This window comes from Cryobacterium sp. M91 (assembly GCF_002929615.1).
Taxonomy (GTDB): Bacteria; Actinomycetota; Actinomycetes; order Actinomycetales; family Microbacteriaceae; genus Cryobacterium; species Cryobacterium levicorallinum.
In genome coordinates this window covers 1-1,798 of sequence record NZ_PJJT01000015.1, presented here as the reverse complement: position 1 = coordinate 1,798, position 1,798 = coordinate 1, and the positions used below count along the sequence as shown (strand labels likewise).

3 protein-coding genes are annotated in these 1,798 nt (G+C 56.5%); 2 read left to right on the top strand and 1 reads right to left on the bottom strand.

The window, feature by feature from the left end:
• Window positions 1–223: 223 nt before the first annotated feature.
• Window positions 224–580: a hypothetical protein gene (locus CXY80_RS00115; RefSeq protein WP_104131118.1), complete on the top strand. Its 357-nt coding sequence runs from the start codon at window positions 224–226 to the stop codon at window positions 578–580.
• Window positions 581–582: 2 nt separating this feature from the next.
• The gene (locus tag CXY80_RS00110; protein ID WP_104131117.1) at window positions 583–906 is read left to right on the top strand and encodes an ATP-dependent DNA ligase; all 324 of its coding nucleotides are present in this window, start codon (window positions 583–585) and stop codon (window positions 904–906) included.
• 275 nt (window positions 907–1,181) lie between these two features.
• Here the strand turns inward: CXY80_RS00110 and CXY80_RS00105 are convergent, their stop codons facing one another.
• On the bottom strand, window positions 1,182–1,544 hold the full coding sequence (locus CXY80_RS00105; protein WP_104131116.1) for a hypothetical protein: 363 nt from the start codon (window positions 1,542–1,544) through the stop codon (window positions 1,182–1,184).
• Between the last annotated feature and the right edge of the window lie 254 nt (window positions 1,545–1,798).

The following is a 1,798-nucleotide window of genomic DNA, read 5'->3' as shown; positions in this document are numbered from 1 at the left end:
GCCTGCGTGCTGCGGTCATGCTGATCTCTACTTTCAGTGATCCCTCATTTTAAGAGGGCCCACTGTCCGAGATATCCGCGGCAGGTCACTCGGTCGGGTCCTTGAGAAGTCGTGGCCGCGTGCCGGGTTGGTGACACCCTCGTCGTGATCCTGCTCGATCGGCTGGCGCGGTGGACGATCGCCGTGCTTGGGACCGAAACAATCATTGAGCTATTATCAGGGTATGAAGCGCATAACGTACAGCGACGGGTCCATCCTCACAAGCAACGCCATCACGACAGCGCTTCTTCGCTACATCACCTCCGTGCCCGGCACCGACAATAGTGTGACCGTGGATGTCACCGTGCTTGGAGAGAACGACGAGACGTGCATGCATACGCTCGTTCTCAGTGCAGCCAGTCAGTTCGACGTCGTCGACGTTGAAGGGGTGACGGAGGAAGAAGAGGTGGCGCGTTTTCCAGTACCGGAAATGCCGGTAGTCGGCATCACCGGGATTATAGAAAGCACGGGCGATGCTGGCCGGACGGCGGAAGACTTCAACCGCATCACAAGTGAAATTGAGAATGGACTGGGACAGTAATTATGGGCAAATTTGTTTACGGAAACCCGTCGATGTCCATCGAGTTCGATGATCGGGTGCTTGCCCACCTCAAGGTCGTCATTCTGGCCAAGGTGCGTCGCGGAGAAAGTTTTACGTTTTCGTGGGAATACTCGGCGGCAGCAGGAAGCGGCCACAGTTCCATCTGGATCCATCCGACGATCCCGCTTCAATTCGACTTCTTCGGCAGCAAGGAGCCCCACCTTAACCGTGCCTGGGTCGAAGAACTCGCCCGCCTGTCAAACACACCAGCGGGACTGCGGGTGACGCCGGAACCAACCGAGTCCGAGGCGCCCTCACACCCCTGATAAACGCCTGACCACACCACACCAGCGGCCAAGCGTGTGGAAGCTCCCGCGCAGTTTGTACCCGGCATCCCGCCAACGCCCACGACCCTCACGGCCTGTGGCACAAAGCTTTCGGCAAGTACGGCGTATCTTCAGATGCATCGCCGGTTACATGGTCGCTGCGACGTGCACAGCGCCGGCTAACAGCCAGTCAAGGCCCAACCCGGTTCGTACTGCGAGCGGGTACGTCACTTTTCGTGTCGAGCAGCGCAGTTGCGGGACTAATACGTTTGAGATTATGCGGTCGTTTCAAAGTTGTAACCGTAATCATCCTCAAACACGGACATAGAGCCGGGCTGAAGATCCAGGGAAAGACCAACAGACGTGGCCCTTGTGCGCGCCACCCGCTGCCTCATGTACGACACGATGTCACGATTGTCAGGTTCAGGTTTGTCGGTATGTGAGGTTTCCGCCATAACAGGGGTGCCCTGACTCAACAGCAGCAGAGCCTGTACCTCATCTCCGCCAGCACCATAAGCCATCAACCGGACAGTATCTGCCCCTCCAGAACGAGCCAACGTCGCCGCGTATTTAACGACAAGTTCCGCTACCTCATCCCCCACCAGCAAGCTCTTGTTGACAAACGTCAAATTCATCATACGAAAACCGTAGCACCGAAAAGAAAACGCTCAAGTCATTGCATTTCAGCGCACGGTGATATCAGAAATTTCCCTCCGCAGCGTACTTGCCCGACCCAAAACCTATGCCTCAGCACTGACAGGCCATAAAACAGAACCAGAAGGCGGCTACAGCGTCACAAACAAACGGGACTGCCCCGAGTTCAGTTGACTCTGGGGGTTAGTGGTTTTAGGCGGCGTTGAGGGCCATGTTTATTGTCTCAAACTCGATCGGG